The sequence below is a fragment of the Bacillus sp. FSL R5-0523 genome, assembly GCF_037975295.1.
Taxonomy (GTDB): Bacteria; Bacillota; Bacilli; order Bacillales; family Bacillaceae; genus Bacillus; species Bacillus subtilis.
Genome location: NZ_CP150251.1, coordinates 742,620 through 760,053 on the forward strand (window position 1 = coordinate 742,620; position 17,434 = coordinate 760,053).

A 17,434-nucleotide genomic window follows, 5' to 3' on the forward strand; every position below is an offset into this window, starting at 1 on the left:
TTAACCTCCTATTATTTAGTCCTTAATCCTTCTGGCAGTGCTGCCGCTCCACCTTTTAGCCTATAGTTCGCCCAATTATTTAATCTTCGGACAAACATATTATAGTTTAAGGATGAATCAATAATTCCTAGCAATTCATTATGAGCAGCGGTTGAACCCAATCCTCCGTGTTTACCAACTGGATTCACAAACTCGACTTTGTTTATGGCAGTTCTTAAATCTCTAATTTGTTCAGCTGTAACTCCCCAATGTTTGAAAGTAGGGGCCCGAGAAACTAAATGCCATTCGTGCATGCCGCCGGGTGCTCTCAATTGTCTTTCAATTGCTCTTCTAACTTTCTTATCTGTCCAAAGCTCATCAAGTTGCTTCGTTGTTAATGAGTTGAACCAATTATTAAATTCACCACTTTTTACTGTAGGAATTATTGTTTTTCTAGGTTTCTTTATGTTCTGTGTTTTTCTTTCAGTTTTTTGCAATGCATTTGATTTCTGTTCTTCAATTTCTTTTTTCAGAAGCGATGTATTCTTTACATTATGCGTATTCTCAATATCCTGAGCAATCCCTGCAAAAGCGACTTGATTTTTACCTTTTAAAGCACTGCTGAAATCTTTTGTTTTCTGGATCCCTGTCTTTACATGTTTAGTAGTAGCTTTTTCTCCAGCTTCAAGCACTTTATCGATTTTGGCAGCACCTGCTTTACCAAGTTTACTTGTTACTTTCACAACAGAGCCAGCACCTTTTAGTCCGACGAGGCTCCCGACCACATAGGTAATATAATGAGATCGTGAGTATGCATCACCGTTAACCATTTTATCATTCCATGAATCTGCTATGTTTGTCCATATGATTTTTGCATAAGAAGGTGTCTTCAATACAGTTGAAATTGTTTTGGCTAATTTTTGTTCTTCGGAGAGCTGGGAAAACTCCCACGCTCCGACAGCTAAATCTTTAACACCAGTCACAGTATCCTTAGCGACATCGTAGAGACCGACTCCAACTCCTTTCAGAACTTCCCATGTGGTTTCACCAACTTCTTCGAGCTGTTTTGCTTGCTCAAGCTGCACCACATACTGTAACTGTGCAGGCTCAAGGTTCTCATACCCAATCTTCTTCGCAATTTCTAAATATTCATCAGGGTCAGATACCCCATCCGCAAGCTTTTTCTTCAATTTTTCAATCTCGCGTTCCTTCGCTTCCTCTTTCTTAATCTTCAAGTAAGCCTCAGTCCGCTTTTCAATGTCGCCTTTTTTCTTATGTATGTCGCTCTCACGGTACGCTTTGGCGTTGTAGTGGATGGGTGTGGCGTTTTTGCCTTTGCCTGTTGCTTCTTGGAGCTTTTGGAAGTCGGATTTAATGAATTGTTCGTTTGGTTCTGACAGGGCGTATTCTGTCTTCAGGTCTTCGTCCAAGGCGTCCAATTTTTCCAGTGTTTTTTTGCGTTTGTCGTTGGCATCGGCCAGCTCGTCTTTAAAGGTTTCTGTTGAAAACAGGTCGAGCGGGAGGATGTCGTCGATATCGTTCAGGATGTCTTTCATCGCTTTTTTCTGTTCGGACATGATGGATTTTGATTTTTTATGGGCATTTGCCAGTTCGTGCTCCAGGAAGGATTCTTCGATGTATGCGTCTGAGAGGCCTTTGTCTTCGGCGGCTCCGGCGATGCTGTTGAAAAATGCGATTTTCATGTCGATGTAGTCGATCCACTGGTCTGTGACGCCGACGTGGTCGTGATAGAATGCTTTGATATTGCTGGCGCCTTTTCCTGAGAATTCGCTGTCACTGAGATCAGCGACTCCTTTTAACGCTTTTCTCAAGTTGACCATTTGCGTTCTTAGTTCTTTGTACTCTTTTGCACGGTCTGTCGCTTCCGAAAGCAGTGTTTTCGCTTCAAATACTTTCATGACCATTTCCCTTCTTTTGTTCACTCAATATCAAAATTTTACCACGGTGTGGGATGATGGTGGGTGTGAGAACGTGTTTTAGTGGAAAAATGAGTCATTTGGCATGTGTCTTTATTCGTGGAGGGATTGGCAGAAACATGATCGAAATGTATTGTCGCTACACATTTTTTGGAAGTTTGTATTCTATATTATTTTTTAAGGAGCATGGTGATGAAGAAAAAATGGATTACATTTGGTTTATTAGGGTTAATGGTATGCATCATACTGTTTGTTCAGTTACGCAATAAAGACAGTATTCCTGTCCAATCTTCCACCATTCACCCCAAAGAAGACCGGATCTTTTTTATCTACTCCAATCCTTTCATAAAAGAAAGCGTGCTGCTTTCAACCTCTACAGGTGAACGGTTTAACAGGCGCACGTTCAAGGTGGCGGATGTGCCTTATATTCAAACGAAATCTTATGCATCAACAGACCTTGTACTATTAGCGGAACACGAGCCTTTTTACTACACGCTGGAGAAGGATGCGATCAAAGAGCATCTGCTGTCAGATCCATTTGCGTTTTGGTATGAGGGGAAGGATGTCTCTGTTAAGGCCTATAATGTTGATACGACGGGAAATGAGATCCACATAAACGACAGAAAAACGAAAAAGGAATATAGCCTTACCTTGCCTTCGCTTGTCACGATGGGGGCCAGTGATGAGAACTATATTTATATTATTCAAAGCATGGCTATTTACGTGATTGACAGAAAAACAGAGGAAATGATTGAGACCCTGAGTTTAGCCTCGTACGCTGATCAATTCGCAGAATCGGAGGAATTTATTGTCGCGAGTTCGGATCATAAATTGACTGTGATTGAAAAAGGGACATGGAAAACGACATATATTCCGTATCCTGATGATCTTAAATACGCTGATACCGTATACTATGACAAAGAAAGCGGCAGTTTTTACGTTACGTACGAGGACAAAGAGGGTGAGGCGAACTTGTTGGAATATTTGAAGGATTTTTCTTTTCACACATACAGCTTGAACTTCCCTTATATGGAGGCGAAGTTTAAGGGGAATCTATTGTATATAGTTGCCCAGGAAGAGCATAAAAAGGGCATCGGCGGGTATGTGGGTGTGTTTGATATCCATTCTAAGAAGAAGCTTTATCAGTTTGATTTGCCTGAGGAACAGGTGAAGGTGCAGGATTTTGTGGTGGTTGAGTAAGCTCATTTCAGTCTCTTTCTGCCTATGTAAAAATCAAATGTACAAACCTGCAAAAGACCTATAAAATGAGAAAGCTACCATGAGAGAGCAGAAGGGTGAGAGAGACGATGAGTTATAAATTGGGTGCGCTGCTTTTATCTATTTTATTTCTTTTATCAGCGTGTTCTGATAGCGGAGCTTCTGATAAAAATCAGGAAAAGCAAGCCGTGAAGAAAGCTAGCGTTGCGAAACTGACGGAGCAGGAAGTAAAATCAGCTTTGAAAAACGATATTGATTCGATCTTTAATGCATTTGATAAAGCGGGAAAAGAAAACGGCTGGAGCACGGCAAACAAGGCGGATTTCAACAAGCTGCGGCCTAGTGTGCTGCCTTATGCAACAGAAACGTTTGCAGATCAGACCTTAAAGGATTTGGCTGGGGAGTACTTTTGCGAGTGTGATGCTCCTTTTCAACCCGGCACTGATTTTGATGTGCGTTTTACATATGAACAGAACAAGAATAAGATAGAGGCTTCATCAATAGATCCGGCAACAGAATTAAACAATATGGGCACGTTATGGACGTTTGAATTGGTGAAGGAAGATGGCGATTGGAAGATCAACAAATGGGACAGCAAGTCGCTTCAAGGGGATGATATCAAGCTGACAAAAGAAGAAGCGAAAACGATTCTGTCTAGAAACGGTGAAACGGCGGAATTTGTGAAGTCCTATGAATCGAAGGCTGCTGGCGGAACAGCTTATCTTTTCAATGTGAAAAGTTCAAATGGGGAAAGAAAGGCAGCGATCAGCTCAAAGGATACCAGTCTGGTAAGTGATAATGAAAACGAGACTGAGGCCCCGGAGCAAGAGACAGCTCAGAAGACTGCGGAAACCGCATCGCCCGATACAGCGGATACACAGAGCAGTGAGCAGACAACGGGAAGCACAAAAGTAGATTATGCTGCCAAATTGTCAGCGACAGAACAGAAAGAAAAGCACAATGACTATCAAAGTGATTATCAGATGATTGAGGATTACGGTTATAATTATCAAATGTGGGACGGATTGCTGAACGAGATATACGGCGTGCTGCAAAATCAGCTTTCTGCTTCAGACATGGCGGCATTAAAAGGGAAACAGCGCCAATGGATAAAGGATAGGGATGCTGCGGCCCAGAAACGATATGATGAGGAGGGCGGCGGTTCATTATCCCGAGTCGTCCAAACGGAAGAGCTTGCCAAACAGACGAAAGAGCGCTGTTACGAGCTCGTGAATACGTATATGAAATAGAATGACAAAGACCCTTGCGTAAAGGGTCTTTTTTGCGGAGAAAAACAAATTGACAGGATGAAAAAACAATTTCTTCCTTCTGTGTTGTTTTCAAAATTTGGGATTGATAGAATATGACATATCTCATAGAGAAGGAGGGAAGCCGTTGAGTCAAGCCATACCGTCTTCGCGTGTCGGTGTTAAGATTAATGAATGGTACAAGATGATTCGCCAGTTCAGTGTTCCGGATGCTGAGGTTCTGAAAGCGGAGGTTGAGCAGGACATTCAGCAAATGGAAGAAGACCAGGATTTACTGATCTATTATTCTCTGATGTGTTTTCGTCACCAGCTGATGCTTGATTATTTGGAGCCGGGACAAACATACGGGAATCGCCCTACAGTGACAGAGCTTCTTGAAACGATTGAGACCCCTCAGAAAAAACTCACAGGCCTTTTGAAATATTACTCTTTGTTTTTCCGCGGCATGTATGAATTTGATCAAAAAGAATATGTGGAAGCGATCGGGTATTATCGCGAGGCGGAGAAAGAACTGCCGTTTGTGTCAGATGAAATTGAGAAAGCGGAATTCCATTTTAAAGTGGCCGAAGCGTATTATCACATGAAGCAAACCCATGTGTCGATGCATCATATTCTTCAAGCCTTAGACATTTATCAAAAAAATCCCCTATACAGCATTAGAACGATACAAAGCTTGTTTGTGATCGCCGGCAACTATGATGATTTCAAACATTATGATAAAGCGCTCCCGCATTTAGAGGCGGCGCTGGAATTGGCAATGGACATTCAAAATGACAGGTTTATCGCCATTTCTCTATTGAACATCGCGAACAGCTATGACAGATCAGGAGACGATCAGATGGCTGTAGAACATTTCCAAAAAGCGGCGGAAGTAAGCAGAGAGAAAGTGCCTGATCTGCTTCCGAAAGTCTTGTTTGGATTAAGCTGGACATTATGTAAAGCTGGCCAAACACAGAAGGCGTTTCAGTTCATAGAGGAAGGATTAGACCATATCACAGCACGTTCTCACAAATTTTATAAAGAATTGTTTCTGTTCTTGCAGGCCGTGTACAAGGAGACTGTTGATGAACGAAAAATTCATGATCTTTTAAGCTATTTCGAAAAAAAGAACCTGCACGCTTACATTGAAGCATGTGCCCGGAGTGCTGCCGCTGTTTTTGAAAGCAGCTGTCACTTTGAACAAGCCGCTGCGTTTTATCGGAAAGTGCTGAAAGCCCAAGAAGATATTCTAAAAGGAGAGTGTTTATATGCCTATTAAGAAAAAAGTGATGATGTGCCTGGCTGTTACTCTAGTTTTCGGAAGCATGTCGTTTCCATTCCTGACAAACTCCGGCGGATTTAAGGAAACAACAGATCGAAATACGACGTATATCGATCATTCCCCTTACAAACTTAGTGATCAGAAGAAAGCCCTTAGCTAGGGCTTTTTCTTGCTTTACGGAAGACGTTCCATTTTCCACATCGCGGCGTTCCTTCTATTTCTAACGCAAGACACTCGAAACAACTAAACCATTTGAGGTATAATGGATAAAGTGAATAACAGTATTTAGATTGATATATATGAAAGAGAGTGGAACATCATGGGCCGTAAGTGGAACAATATTAAAGAGAAGAAGGCGTCTAAGGACGCAAATACGAGTCGAATTTATGCGAAGTTTGGCCGTGAGATTTATGTGGCGGCGAAACAGGGCGAGCCTGATCCGGAATCCAACCAGGCGCTGAAGGTTGTGCTTGAGCGTGCGAAGACTTACAGCGTGCCGAAAAACATCATTGAACGTGCGATCGAGAAGGCGAAGGGCGGAGCGGAAGAGAATTACGATGAGCTTCGTTATGAGGGCTTCGGGCCGAATGGATCAATGATTATCGTTGATGCGCTGACGAATAATGTAAACCGTACGGCGCCGGAAGTGCGTGCGGCGTTCGGGAAAAACGGCGGAAACATGGGTGTGAGCGGATCTGTTGCTTACATGTTTGACGCGACGGCTGTAATCGGTGTGGAAGGCAAAACTGCTGACGAAGCGCTTGAAATCCTGATGGAAGCGGATGTTGATGTACGTGACATTTTAGAAGAGGATGACAGCGTGATCGTATATGCTGAGCCTGATCAATTCCATGCGGTGCAAGAGGCGTTTAAAAACGCGGGTGTCGAGGAATTTACAGTAGCGGAGCTGACAATGCTTGCGCAAAGTGAAGTAACGCTTCCGGATGATGCAAAGGAACAGTTTGAAAAATTGATTGATGCATTAGAAGATTTGGAAGATGTTCAGCAGGTATATCATAACGTTGATTTAGGTGAGTAAGGAGTGAGCAGGCTGTTATGGCCTGCTTTTTTTGTCCTGGAAATTGTTTTAGCTGTATGTAGGCGGCCGCCTATACGATCTATAAGATATTCTCATACTCTGGACTGTAACCTATGTGAAGGAGAGAGTGAATATGACTGATACAAGACATATGTATGGCGGACCTGGTTTTGGTCATTATCAGGGCTTTGGTATTGGCCACCCGGGTTATGGCATGTATGGAGGCCACCCGGGCTTTGGCATGTATGGAGGCTACCCAGATCACGGCATACATGGAGGTGTCGGCGGCTATCCGGGATATGGAACGTACGGAGGATCCGGCGGTTACCCAAGCGGCGGCTATGGAGGCTCTCCGGGAACTGGAAGCTATCCGAACATGCACCATGAAAATGATGGGCATCACCACTATTATCACCACCATCATCATGATGGAAAAGATAATCTTCATCACCATCATCACCATGTTGGAAAGGATAATTATCATCACCATCATGATGGTCATTATGGCCACCATCACCACCATATGGGCCACTGGGGAAAAGAAGGTTATAAATAAAGAAGATGATGGTATAAAGAGGACACTCTTGCAGATCAAGAGTGTTTTTTATCTTTTTTCTTGACTGTTCAGTCTGGAAAATGGTAACATTTGTTTCAGGAGGTGATCGTCTTTTGGGGAGGAATAAAGAATTTGATACGGCACTTGTTCTTCACAGAGCGATAGAGGTTTTTGGAGAGTATGGCTACGAAGGAACGTCTCTTCAGGATCTGCTCTCTCATTTAGGGATTGCGCGCCAAAGTTTGTATGATACGTATGGCACGAAGCGTGATTTGTTTTTGTCAGCTGTGAAAACATATCTTGAAGGGAAAAACACTGCCGTTATGGAAAGGCTTGAAGCGCCAGGATCTGTAAAGGAAGCCATTCGTGATATTTTTCAGGAAGGTGTCAATGCTCTGAGGGACCCTGAACGGGCGAAGGCGTGCTATATCATTAACAGCGCGATTGAACAGATTCCGCATGACCCTGAGCTTGCCCTGTATTTTGAAAGACAATCCAAGCAGCTTGAGGACGCTTTTTATCAGGCGCTTTTAAGGGCGAAGGATCAAGGAGAATTGAATGGCGAAGATCATGATATATCTGCGCTCGCCCGGTACCTGAATCAGAGCAGGCTGTCACTGACATTTATTGCAAAAGTGACGGCAGATATGGATCGTCTTCAGGACCATGTTGACGTGAGTTTATCAGTGCTTGATTAACATGTGGTAAAGAATTCTTTGCCCATGTGTGTATTTTTTGGACTGAATGGTCTGAAAATAAAAAAAGAGGTGATGATGAATGTTGATGAATGAATTTGAAAAAGCATGTGAAACATTGAGAAAGTTTATGGCTTATATGCTTGAGAAGGACATGAAGAGCTGGACGGAGCTTTGGGATGAGAATGCTGTATTTGAGTTTCCTTATGCGCCAGAGGGATCGCCAAAAAAAATAGAAGGAAAAGCGGCTATTTACGATTATATTAAGGATTATCCTAAGCAGATCCATCTTTCTTCATTTACGGCTCCGACAGTGTACCGTTCAGCGGACTCGAATACGATGATTGCGGAGTTTCAATGTGACGGGCATGTGATTGAGACTGGACTGCCTTATCGCCAAAGCTATATCAGTGTCATCGAAACGAGAGACGGCCGCATTGTGCGTTATAGGGATTATTGGAATCCGCTTGTTGTAAAAGAGGCCTTTGGAGGATCATTATTGCAAACAGAGGAGAGTGGAAAATGATGAAACAGAATCCGATTTTAATCACGGGCGGGACCGGCACAGTCGGCAGCCGAATCGCCAGCCGTTTAATAGAGCTGGGGCACAGGGTGCGTATTGCGAGCCGGAAAAAGGGCGCGCTTGCTGATGCTGAGTATGTGTATTTTGATTGGAAGGACGCCTCCAGTTTTACGCCTGCTCTGGAACAGGTAAAACAGATCTATCTTGTTGCTCCGGTCGGTGTATTTGATCCGGCTCCCTATGTGCTCCCCTTTTTAAAGGAGGCAAAGCGTCTCGGTGCAAAGCGTGTAGTGATGCTAAGTGCGTCTGTTGTCCCTGAGAATGGTCCCGTGTTTGGCGCGCTTCATCAGGCAGTGCGTGAGTTTCCAGAATGGACGGTGCTGCGGCCTTCATACTTTATGCAAAATTTCATCAATGTCCAGCATCGAATGTCGATTCAAACTGAGGGGCGCATCATCACGGCTTCGGGCGAGGGAAAGCTAGGATTCATTGATGCTGATGACATTGCAGAAACAGCCGTGCGTGCTTTGACTGATGCCGTCCCTCATCAGACACATCATATCCTGACAGGACCCGAGGCGCTGAGCTATGCCGAAGCGGCAGAGATGATCAGTGCAGCGGCAGGACGCCGGGTGGAGCATGTCAGCATTTCTCGTTCCGAGCTGCAGCATAAAATGGAGGCAGGAGGTTTGCCCGCGGATTATGCCCATTTTATGGCGAAGCTTGATGAGGCAATCAGCCATGGTGCGGAACATCGGGTAACGGATACAGTGAAGCGTGTGACGGGAAAAGAACCTCGTTCGCTGTCAGAGTTTGCGGCTGCTCATGCTGCATATTGGAAACACTGACCTCATTTTGGACTGAATAGTCTAGAAAGACCTTCGGCTTTTCCGAAGGTCTTCTTATTGAAAAAGCTAAGCCGTGTTTCAGTCATAATCATGCCCCCTGCCTCATACCTATTAAGGTCATTGTTTTTGAGAAAGGAGGAGCCGGAATGAAGGATATGCAGCCGTTTACGCCTGTCAAATCATATACGCCCTTTCACAGCCGTTTTGATCCCTGTCCGCCTATAGGGAAGAAATATTACAGAACGCCCCCTAACCTTTATATGACCTTTCAGCCTGAGCACATGGAGCAGTTTTCGCCGATGGAGGCTTTGAGGAAAGGCACCCTTTGGAAGGATCTCTATGATTTTTATGAAAACCCTTATCGAGGGGGAGACGCACATGGCAAAAAAGGTTGATGCCGAATATTATCGTCAGCTAGAGCAAATACAGGCTGCTGATTTTGTGCTTGTTGAGCTGAGTCTTTATTTAAATACACATCCTCATGATGAAGATGCGCTGAAGCAATTCAATCAATATTCCGGCTATTCAAGGCACTTAAAAAGACAGTTCGAATCCTCTTACGGACCGCTTCTGCAGTTCGGCAACAGCCCCGCGGGCAAGGATTGGGATTGGGGAAAAGGGCCATGGCCGTGGCAAGTATAAGGAGGAATGCCTGAATGTGGGTGTATGAAAAGAAGCTGCAATACCCTGTCAAGGTCAGTACGTGCAACCCGACGCTGGCGAAGTATTTGATTGAGCAGTATGGCGGAGCGGACGGCGAGCTGGCCGCAGCTCTCCGGTATTTGAACCAGCGTTATACGATTCCTGATAAGGTTATCGGCCTTTTAACAGATATCGGCACGGAGGAGTTTGCCCATTTGGAAATGATTGCGACCATGGTCTATAAGTTAACGAAAGACGCCACACCGGAGCAGCTGCGTGAAGCGGGGCTTGGCGATCATTACGTCAATCACGACAGCGCGCTTTTTTATCACAATGCGGCGGGCGTGCCGTTTACCGCGAGCTATATCCAAGCGAAGGGCGATCCGATTGCCGATTTATACGAAGATATTGCCGCAGAAGAAAAGGCGCGGGCGACGTATCAATGGCTGATTGATATTTCGGATGATCCTGATTTAAACGATTCCCTGCGTTTTTTGCGTGAGCGTGAAATCGTACACTCTATGCGCTTCAGGGAAGCGGTTGAAATTTTAAAAGAAGAACGGGATAAAAAGAAGATTTTCTAATAGGCAGATTGGCCTCTCTTTCATACACCCTTTTACATACAGAGAAAATGGTCTGTTTTTGCAGTTTGGTCTGCATTATAATCAAGGGTGTGTGCAAGCTTACTTTTTGATTGGGAGGCCTTTATGTCAGCTTTTAAGATTGAGAACGAAACGATTGCAGATGGATTTTACGCGTGTCCGGCCGTCTATGAGGATGCAGAATCGATTACCGGGTTGCTCGTCCGAACAGCTGAATGGCTCCGAGATCGGGGTTCTAACCAATGGAGCGGACTTCTGAAAGGGCAAGATATACATGATATCACGGGGTCAATTGAAAAGGGACATGTGTTTGTGTTTAAAAAAGATGAAGAGCTTGCGGCTGTCGTGATGCTGCTGCCTGAACCGAGCGAGTGGGACCGGACGCTTTGGGGAGACGATGGGCATGAGGAGTCCATTTATTTGCATCGCCTCGCAGTAAGCCGCCGGTTTGCGGGACAGGGGCTTGGAGCCCGCGTCCTTCAGTGGGCGGAGACGGGCATACACTTTCCGGGAAAAACACGGATCCGGCTTGACTGTGTCGCTGATAGCGACGCCCTGCATTCCTTTTATCGGCGTATGGGATATGAATTCATGGGTGCTGATGCGTCCGGATATCATTTGTTTGAGAAAGAGATTACGTCAGAATAAGCGTCCTTTGCAGGGGGCTTTTTTGTCTTTTCTAAAAGGGAGGGCAGGCGATGTTGTGGTCAATTTTATTTGTGACAGGGATTGTGACGGCTTGTCTGTTTGCTGGCGTATCCGTTTTGATGCGGATGAGATTTCCTGACAAAAGTCGGCCGGAATGGATGTTGGCCGGGCTGATCGTCCTTGGTGTGTTTGCGATCTGGTACAGCCTCGTATATGTACGCGGCTGGGAAGGGGCTGCGCTCGGAATGCTTGGATTCAATGTCATTTTCGGAGCCATTGCCGGATATTTGATCGATAAGGCCATTCGGCGTTACAGGAAAAGATAGGGCTGCTGCCGTCTCTCATCATGTCGAAATTTTCACAGAACGGCAGGAATTTTCTTTCGAAAGGAGAAATACATATTACTTTAAAATGAAAGCGTTTTCCAAGGCGGGAAGGTGATGTTGATGATACACAGTGTGACAAATGGGCTGAATCATTTTTGTACGTGGGTGATGAGACTGGCCTATTTGAATGTGCTTTGGATTTTGTTTTCTCTTGCAGGCCTGGTTGTGTTTGGGCTGATGCCCGCTACTGCCGCAATGTTTACAGTGGCGAGAGAATGGGCGAAGGGGAATACAGATGCCCCGGTGTTTTCTGTCTTTTTTCGGGCGTTTAAAAAAGAATGGCGGGCATCACAGATCCTTGGGCTTATCGTTGTGACGGCTGCCCTGTTTCTGTTTGCGGATATGCGGATAGCGGCTCAGATGGACCAGCCTGTGCTCGTCAATGTATTCCTGAGCATTAGTTTGATTTTCGCGTTTGTTGTGCTGTATGTGTTCCCGGTGTTTTCTCATTTTGATGTAAAAATCAGAGAGGTGCTGAGCATCAGCTTTTTGATTGCTTTCAGCCGTCCGGCGGTGACGCTTTTGATGGCAGCGGGCGCTGTCGGTGTGCTTTGTCTCGTTCTGTTTCATGTCACGTTTCTATTGTTTTTCAGCGGGAGTTTACTCAGCCTGATCTTAACGAAGCTGTCCTTTAAAGCGTTTCGGTCAATGGATCAGCGGCAGGAGAAAGAAAAGGCGGCATGAAGAAAAGAGTTGCTGGCTGGTACAGGCGGATGAAGATTAAGGATAAGCTGTTTGTGTTTCTATCGTTGATTATGGCCGTATCCTTTCTGTTTGTATACAGCGGGGTCCAGTATGCCTTTCATGTGTATGATGAGCAGATTTACCGCAAGTCCTCGGAGGTGCTTCGGATGTCTTCTGAAAGGATCGAAGACGAGCTGAAGAAGATAGAGGATGTGTCATATGAAATCATTACAGACGAACAGATTCAGCGCATCCTGAGCATGCAAAATCGGGATGATACGTATGATCAATATCAAATGAAGCAGGAGCTGTGGGATCAGCTTGCGGGATATGCCAGCGATGAAAAGTACATCGATTCCATTCATTTGATTGATGCCCGCGGCTCAGAGTATTCAGCCGGAAGCAGTTCTTCAGATCTTTTGCAGCAGGAGCAGGAAGAGGTATTTAAGCGAGCGAAAGCGAAAAATGGAAGAAATCTTTGGATGACGCTCGGCGGGTCAGATCCTATCCTGATTTCAGCACGGCAGATCAGGTCCTATCACCAGCTGAGTCTGAACGGCTTGGGCATGGTGCTGATCCAAGTCAATGTAAAACAGATGATTCGTGATGTGCCGAAGGATTGGGGCGATTCAGTCGGAGACATTATGATTGCTGACCAAGGCGGTAATTTGGTGTATACGGCACATGCATCAGCGCATGTTCCTGTGGCAGCAAAAGAGACGCTGAAGCACCCCGGTTATGACTTGATAAAAAAGAATGGCAAACGTTACTTTATTTCTTATCTTCAATCATCCTACCAAAATTGGAGCTACTATAACGTTATCCCCTTTGATCAGATGTTCGCGAAAATTTCCTTTATGAAAACAGTGATCGGCACATGCTTTCTCCTCTTTTTCTGTGTGGTTTTGCTTTTCGGAAGGAAAATCGCCAACAGTATCACGGAGCCGATTGAACAGCTTGTGACCGCGATGAAATCGGTACAGCACGGCGGCATTGAAGCGGGTGTGTCGCTTTCTCTGCCGGAACATACACAGGATGAGGCCGGCATGCTGAACCGCCATTTTACTGTCATGATGAAACGGATTAATGAGCTGATGGAAGAAAATGTGGAAAAACAGCTCATTATTAAAGAAACCGAATTGAAAGCACTGCAAGCCCAGATCAATCCGCATTTTTTATATAACACGCTCGAGTCCATCAATTGGCTGGCAAAGGCGAATCAGCAAAAGCAAATCTCAAAAATGGTGGAATCGCTCGGTTTTCTTCTGCGAAACAGCATACATATGAAAAAGGATATCGTGACCATTCAGGAGGAGGCGGACATTGTACGTCACTATATGACCATTCAGCGATTTCGATTTGAAGAGCGCCTGAATTTCACGTTGGATATTGACGATGAGGTGAAGCATTGCCTCATTCCGAAACTGACGCTCCAGCCGCTTGCGGAAAATGCGATTCAATACGCGCTTGAACCCTTTACAAGGCCATGCGCCATCCGGATTCAGGCGAAAAAGGCGAAGGAATGTGTCTGTATTACGGTCGAAGATAACGGCCCTGGCATGGATGGACGGATTCTTGAATCAACGGGCGGAAGAGGAATCGGACTGTGGAATATTCGCGAGCGCATCAGCCTGACATTCGGAGAGCCATACGGATTGCGGATTCATAGTGAGCATGAAAAGGGGACGAGGATTGTGATCACAATACCGTGCCGAAATGAGGTGGTGTGATGTATAAAATACTGCTGGCTGATGATGAGAGGATTATCCTTGATGGAATGGCGGGAATCATTGAGTGGAAGGCGCTTGGCGCTTCACTGATCGGTAAAGCGCAGAACGGACATGAAGCATATGAAAAGATTGTACATAAGCAGCCGCATATCGTCATCACAGACGTCAAAATGCCCGGCATGGACGGGCTTGAGCTGATCAAAAAGGTGTCAGCCGTCAGCCCGTCGGTGCAATTTATCGTCCTGTCCGGGTTTGGAGAGTTTGAGTACGCAAAGGAAGCCATGAAATATGGGGTGAAGCATTATTTGCTGAAGCCCTGCAATGAACAGCAGATTATCAGCTCGCTGGAGGAAATTATTGCTGAGCTGAAGCGGCAAGATGTGCACAAAAAGAAAACAGACCATCTGAAACACGAGCTGGACCATATCCGTTCCTTTGCAGCCGATCAATACTTGGAAGGCTTGATCGCCGGTGTGGCCCAGCTGTCTCCGCCGCCTTCACTTGCCGGAAAAAAGATCCGCCTCTTGATCTTAAAAGGGGAACAATCTATTGATGCCACAGCCAGAGAGGCACTCGGGTCGGCACTGACAGCGGTTTGCAGCAGCGGAGAATGGACCGTGCTCGCCGTAGAGGAGAACGCCGCTGAAAAGGCGGCGGAGGTTTTTGTAACCCGCAAGATGGCCATCAGTCAGGCGGGAGAACTCCGGCACGCGGGGCAGCTGTTTCGTGACACAGCCGAAGCGTCTGGTGACCTGCACGGGAGCGCAGTGATTTCAAAAATGATCAGGCTTATTGCCGACGAGCTCGGAAATCCGAATCTGTCCTTAAAATGGGCGGCGAAGGATATGCTGTTTATGAATCCTGATTATCTCGGGAAGTTATTTAAGCAGGAAACAGGTGAGAAATTTTCCCAATATGTTACACGAGTGCGTCTTGAACATGCGATGAAGCAGATGAAAATAAGGCGGGACGCGAGTGTATCAGAAATTGCTGAAGAAATCGGGTTTGGTGATAATCCGAAGTATTTCAGTCTTGTTTTTAAAAAATATACCGGTCTGACACCGTCAGAATTCAGAAGAAAACAGGGAGGCGCTTCCGCAGGATAGCCATCTCTGTTTTTTTGACTTTTCCCACTGTTTTTTGAGTGTTTCGCCTCATCTGAACGCTTTAAAATAAATGTAAGCACTTACATTAAAGGGGGGATTGGTTTGAAGAAGATTTGTTACGTGCTGTTATCGCTTGTCTGCGTCTTTTTTTTCAGCGGGTGTTCAGCGGGTGAAGAGGCCTCGGGGAAAAAAGAAGACATTACACTCAGAATCGCATGGTGGGGCGGGCAGCCAAGGCATGATTATACAACAAAGGTAATTGAACTTTACGAGAAAAAGAATCCGCACGTCCATATTGAGGCGGAATTTGCGAACTGGGATGACTATTGGAAAAAGCTTGCGCCCATGTCTGCCGCCGGCCAGCTTCCTGATGTCATTCAAATGGATACCGCTTACTTAGCCCAATACGGAAAGAAGAACCAGCTGAAGGATTTAACGCCGTATACAAAGGATGGAACGATTGATGTCAGTTCAATCGACGAGAATATGCTGTCGGGCGGAAAAATCGATAATAAGCTCTATGGGTTTACGCTAGGCGTCAACGTGCTGTCTGTGATTGCGAATGAAGATTTGCTGAAAAAAGCCGGTGTATCTATCAATCAGGAAAACTGGACGTGGGAGGATTACGAGAAGCTGGCGTATGATCTTCAGGAAAAAGCCGGCGTCTACGGCTCCAATGGAATGCATCCCCCTGATATTTTCTTTCCTTATTATTTGCGCACGAAGGGTGAGCGTTTTTATAAAGAAGACGGCACTGGCCTCGCGTATCAGGATGATCAGCTGTTTGTCGATTATTTTGAACGGCAGCTGAGGCTGGTGAAAGCGAAAACGTCCCCAACACCTGATGAAAGCGCACAGATTAAAGGGATGGAGGACGATTTTATCGTCAAAGGCAAATCAGCGATTACATGGAACTACTCCAATCAATATTTGGGCTTTGCCCGGTTGACAGACTCGCCGCTGTCTCTCTATCTGCCGCCGGAGCAAATGAAGGAAAAGGCGCTGACACTGAAGCCGAGTATGCTGTTTTCCATTCCGAAAAGCTCTGAGCATAAAAAAGAGGCAGCGAAATTTATTAATTTCTTCGTGAATAATGAGGAAGCGAACCAGCTGATTAAAGGCGAGCGAGGCGTTCCAGTCTCCGACAAGGTGGCGGATGCGATTAAACCGAAGCTGAATGAGGAAGAAGCCAACATCGTGGAGTATGTAGAAACCGCGTCAAAAAACATCAGCAAAGCCGATCCGCCAGAGCCTGTGGGAAGCGCGGAGGTCATCAAGCTGCTGAAGGACACGTCTGATCAGATTCTGTATCAGAAGGTATCCCCGGAAAAAGCCGCCAAAACGTTCCGGAAAAAGGCCAATGAGATATTAGAGAGGAATAATTGACGGGAAATGGGGCTGACGCTATGAAACAAAGCCGGAGTATGAGAAAAGACAATCTGGCGGGATATGCTTTTATTTCTCCGTTTATCATTGGGTTCCTATGCTTTACGGTGATCCCGATGGGGGCGTCCCTGTTTCTGTCCTTCACAAGCTATGACTTGTTTACGGCGCCGAAATGGATCGGGCTCGACAACTTTAAGGAAATGTTTACGGGTGACGAAAAGTATTGGCAGTCTCTGAAGGTGACGTTTACGTATGTACTTGCCGGGGTTCCGCTCCGCCTCGGCTTCGCGCTTTTTATCGCTGTCATTTTAAACAATGCAGCAAAAGGAACGGCCATTTATAGAACGCTCTTTTATCTGCCTTCGATCATCGGCGGGAGCGTCGCCGTGGCGATTATGTGGCGCAATATTTTTGGCAATGACGGGGTCATCAATGCGCTGCTGTTTTTTGTCGGGATTGATCAAAAAATTCTTTGGTACCAGAATCCGACAAGTGCACTGTGGACATTGATTCTGCTGTCCGTCTGGCAGTTCGGGTCGTCAATGCTGATTTTTCTGGCCGGGCTGAAAAACATTCCGTCTTCGTATTTGGAAGCGGCAAGTGTGGATGGGGCAAATCGGGTGCAGCGTTTCTTCAAAATCACGCTTCCGATCCTTACACCGATTATTTTCTTTAATCTTGTGATGCAGACGATTTCTGCTTTTATGACATTTACACCTGCCTATATCATTTCGAAGGGCGAGGGCGGGCCGCTTGACGGGACACTTCTCTATTCGCTTTATTTGTTCCAGCGGGCGTTTAACTATTTTCAAATGGGCTACGCATCGGCGATGGCGTGGGTCATGCTTGTCATTGTCGGGCTGATTACGCTCATATTGTTTAAAACATCGTCATATTGGGTTCATTACGAGTCAAAGGAGGAATGA

18 protein-coding genes and 2 pseudogenes are annotated in these 17,434 nt (G+C 45.6%); 19 read left to right on the forward strand and 1 reads right to left on the reverse strand.

Features of this window, described 5'->3' with window-relative positions; translation table 11 throughout:
• Nucleotides 1–11: 11 nt before the first annotated feature.
• A complete protein-coding gene (locus NYE53_RS03780; protein WP_336155608.1) occupies nt 12–1,898 on the reverse strand; it encodes a T7SS effector LXG polymorphic toxin in 1,887 nt (628 codons plus the stop codon).
• Nucleotides 1,899–2,108: 210 nt separating this feature from the next.
• Here NYE53_RS03780 and NYE53_RS03785 point away from each other — a divergent pair, with 210 nt between their 5' ends.
• The 19 genes and pseudogenes from NYE53_RS03785 (at nt 2,109) to NYE53_RS03875 (ending at nt 17,434) form a co-directional block, all read left to right on the forward strand.
• Nucleotides 2,109–3,116, forward strand: a complete 1,008-nt coding sequence (locus tag NYE53_RS03785) for a hypothetical protein (RefSeq protein ID WP_339247336.1) — start codon at nt 2,109–2,111, stop codon at nt 3,114–3,116.
• A 107-nt stretch (nt 3,117–3,223) separates the two neighbouring features.
• Nucleotides 3,224–4,384 (forward strand): lysozyme inhibitor LprI family protein, encoded by a 1,161-nt coding sequence (locus NYE53_RS03790; RefSeq protein WP_339247338.1) that lies wholly within the window; start codon nt 3,224–3,226, stop codon nt 4,382–4,384.
• A gap of 145 nt (nt 4,385–4,529) precedes the next feature.
• Nucleotides 4,530–5,660: a response regulator aspartate phosphatase RapH gene (gene rapH / locus NYE53_RS03795; protein ID WP_339247341.1), complete on the forward strand. Its 1,131-nt coding sequence runs from the start codon at nt 4,530–4,532 to the stop codon at nt 5,658–5,660.
• A complete protein-coding gene (gene phrH, locus NYE53_RS03800) occupies nt 5,650–5,823 on the forward strand; it encodes a phosphatase RapH inhibitor PhrH (protein ID WP_038828348.1) in 174 nt (57 codons plus the stop codon). The genes rapH and phrH overlap by 11 nt, the downstream gene beginning before the upstream one ends.
• A 159-nt stretch (nt 5,824–5,982) precedes the next feature.
• Nucleotides 5,983–6,702, forward strand: a complete 720-nt coding sequence (locus NYE53_RS03805) for a YebC/PmpR family DNA-binding transcriptional regulator (RefSeq protein ID WP_003233863.1) — start codon at nt 5,983–5,985, stop codon at nt 6,700–6,702.
• A 133-nt stretch (nt 6,703–6,835) separates the two neighbouring features.
• Nucleotides 6,836–7,258 carry a spore coat protein YeeK gene (gene yeeK / locus NYE53_RS03810; RefSeq protein ID WP_339247345.1) on the forward strand — a complete coding sequence of 141 codons (423 nt, stop codon included), beginning with the start codon at nt 6,836–6,838 and terminating at the stop codon, nt 7,256–7,258.
• A 113-nt stretch (nt 7,259–7,371) separates the two neighbouring features.
• A complete protein-coding gene (locus tag NYE53_RS03815) occupies nt 7,372–7,956 on the forward strand; it encodes a TetR/AcrR family transcriptional regulator (protein ID WP_339247348.1) in 585 nt (194 codons plus the stop codon).
• Between the two features lie 79 nt (nt 7,957–8,035).
• Nucleotides 8,036–8,479 carry a nuclear transport factor 2 family protein gene (locus NYE53_RS03820; protein ID WP_327828754.1) on the forward strand — a complete coding sequence of 148 codons (444 nt, stop codon included), beginning with the start codon at nt 8,036–8,038 and terminating at the stop codon, nt 8,477–8,479.
• A pseudogene (locus NYE53_RS03825) lies at nt 8,476–9,341 on the forward strand (SDR family oxidoreductase); the annotation flags it as partial. The gene NYE53_RS03820 and the pseudogene NYE53_RS03825, both read left to right, overlap by 4 nt.
• A 129-nt stretch (nt 9,342–9,470) precedes the next feature.
• Complete coding sequence (gene cotJA / locus NYE53_RS03830) at nt 9,471–9,719, forward strand: spore coat-associated protein CotJA (protein ID WP_003219489.1); 249 nt, start codon at nt 9,471–9,473, stop codon at nt 9,717–9,719.
• On the forward strand, nt 9,703–9,966 hold the full coding sequence (cotJB, locus tag NYE53_RS03835) for a spore coat protein CotJB (protein ID WP_003219491.1): 264 nt from the start codon (nt 9,703–9,705) through the stop codon (nt 9,964–9,966). The genes cotJA and cotJB overlap by 17 nt, the downstream gene beginning before the upstream one ends.
• Nucleotides 9,967–9,980: 14 nt before the next feature.
• Nucleotides 9,981–10,550 (forward strand): spore coat protein CotJC, encoded by a 570-nt coding sequence (gene cotJC / locus NYE53_RS03840; RefSeq protein WP_003233850.1) that lies wholly within the window; start codon nt 9,981–9,983, stop codon nt 10,548–10,550.
• Between the two features lie 123 nt (nt 10,551–10,673).
• Complete coding sequence (locus NYE53_RS03845) at nt 10,674–11,216, forward strand: GNAT family N-acetyltransferase (RefSeq protein WP_339247353.1); 543 nt, start codon at nt 10,674–10,676, stop codon at nt 11,214–11,216.
• 22 nt (nt 11,217–11,238) lie between these two features.
• A pseudogene (locus NYE53_RS03850) lies at nt 11,239–11,542 on the forward strand (YesK-like family protein).
• Between the two features lie 114 nt (nt 11,543–11,656).
• A complete protein-coding gene (locus NYE53_RS03855) occupies nt 11,657–12,286 on the forward strand; it encodes a YesL family protein (protein WP_339247356.1) in 630 nt (209 codons plus the stop codon).
• Nucleotides 12,283–14,016 carry a two-component system sensor histidine kinase YesM gene (gene yesM, locus NYE53_RS03860; protein WP_339247357.1) on the forward strand — a complete coding sequence of 578 codons (1,734 nt, stop codon included), beginning with the start codon at nt 12,283–12,285 and terminating at the stop codon, nt 14,014–14,016. The genes NYE53_RS03855 and yesM overlap by 4 nt, the downstream gene beginning before the upstream one ends.
• Nucleotides 14,016–15,122 carry a two-component system response regulator YesN gene (gene yesN / locus NYE53_RS03865; RefSeq protein ID WP_339247359.1) on the forward strand — a complete coding sequence of 369 codons (1,107 nt, stop codon included), beginning with the start codon at nt 14,016–14,018 and terminating at the stop codon, nt 15,120–15,122. The genes yesM and yesN overlap by 1 nt, the downstream gene beginning before the upstream one ends.
• 102 nt (nt 15,123–15,224) lie before the next feature.
• On the forward strand, nt 15,225–16,508 hold the full coding sequence (locus NYE53_RS03870) for an ABC transporter substrate-binding protein (protein WP_339247362.1): 1,284 nt from the start codon (nt 15,225–15,227) through the stop codon (nt 16,506–16,508).
• A complete protein-coding gene (locus NYE53_RS03875; protein WP_332276405.1) occupies nt 16,505–17,434 on the forward strand; it encodes a sugar ABC transporter permease in 930 nt (309 codons plus the stop codon). Before NYE53_RS03870 ends, NYE53_RS03875 begins: the two co-directional genes overlap by 4 nt.